Origin of the sequence: Aquibium sp. A9E412, from assembly GCF_030398335.1 — a bacterium.
Classification (GTDB): domain Bacteria; phylum Pseudomonadota; class Alphaproteobacteria; order Rhizobiales; family Rhizobiaceae; genus A9E412.
The window spans coordinates 1-1,216 of the sequence record NZ_JAOAOP010000138.1 but is presented as its reverse complement, the minus strand read 5'-3'; the positions used below and the strand labels follow the sequence as shown (position 1 = coordinate 1,216).

The following is a 1,216-nucleotide window of genomic DNA, read 5'->3' as shown; positions in this document are numbered from 1 at the left end:
TTCTGATTCGGTTGGTGGCGGTGATTCGGAGACCGCTGCCATGCTTGAGATCGCTGAGAAGCCGCGCCTGCGGCTCTTGCTCGACCATTTCGCGCTGATTGAGGATGATCGGGAGGGTTGGCGGGTGGCGTATCCGCTGCCCGAGGTCTTGCTGCTGGTGGTTTGCGGCACGATCGCGTCGGGCGACGACTTTGAGGACATCGCCGACTGGGGTGAGGACAATCTCGCCTTCCTGCGCCGCTTCCTGCCCTATCATCACGGCGTTCCCGGTGCGCGCTGGTTGCGCATGCTCATGAACCGGATCGACCCGAGCCTGTTTTGCGCCTGCTTCCAATCCTGGGCGGCGGCGCTGCGGCCCGATGCGCCGGACCTGGTCGCCATCGACGGCAAGACATCGCGCGGCAGCCATGACCGACGGCGTGGACGGGCGGCGCTGCATCTTGTGTCGGCCTTCGCCACGCGCGAGCGTCTGGTGATCGGCCAGGAGGCGGTTGCGGAGGGAAGCTGCGAGCAGGACACGATCCCGCTGCTGCTGGAGCGGTTGGCGAGCGCGAAGGCCCTCGACGGCGCGCTCGTCACCATCGACGCCATCGCCTGCAATCCCAAAGTGGCCAAAGCGGTCGTCGACGCCGGCGCCGACTATCTGATCGCGGTCAAGGCCAACCAGCCCGGCCTGTTTGCCGAGATCGAGCGCTTCTTCGACGACCCGCAGTCCCCGCGGCTCGACCGCGCCGCCGACATCGACAAGGGCCACGGCCGCGTCGAGCAACGCCGCATTGCCGTCTCCACCCATGTCGACTGGATGAAGGGCGAACGCCGCTTCCCCGGCGAATACCGCCTGCCCGACATCGCAGCCATCGTCATGGTCGAGGCCGAGACCTTCGAGAAGGGCAACACAAGCAGGAGCCGCCGCTTCTATGTTTCTTCCCGCGCCATGACCGCGCCACAGGCCGCTATAGCCATCCGCGCCCACTGGGCCATCGAGACCTCGCTGCACTGGGTCCTCGACGTCACCTTCAACGAAGACAAGGCAAGAGGCCGAACCGGCCACGGACCGGCAAACATGGCCGTCCTGCGCCACTTCGCCTTCAACCTCATCCGCATGGTCGACGATCGACGTTCCATCAGACTGCGCAGAAAACGCGCTGCCAGAAACAACCAATACCTCGCTCACATCCTCCAGCCCTTGCCGCGTTAACCCGGATTCACTGCCGTG

Annotated in this window: 1 protein-coding gene; it reads left to right on the top strand. The window is 65.5% G+C overall.

All coding sequences use genetic code 11. The annotated features are described in order from the left end of the window. The first annotated feature begins 40 nt into the window (after positions 1-40). The gene (locus tag N1F89_RS20580) at positions 41-1,198 is read left to right on the top strand and encodes an ISAs1 family transposase (RefSeq protein ID WP_290086371.1); all 1,158 of its coding nucleotides are present in this window, start codon (positions 41-43) and stop codon (positions 1,196-1,198) included. Positions 1,199-1,216 lie beyond the last annotated feature (18 nt).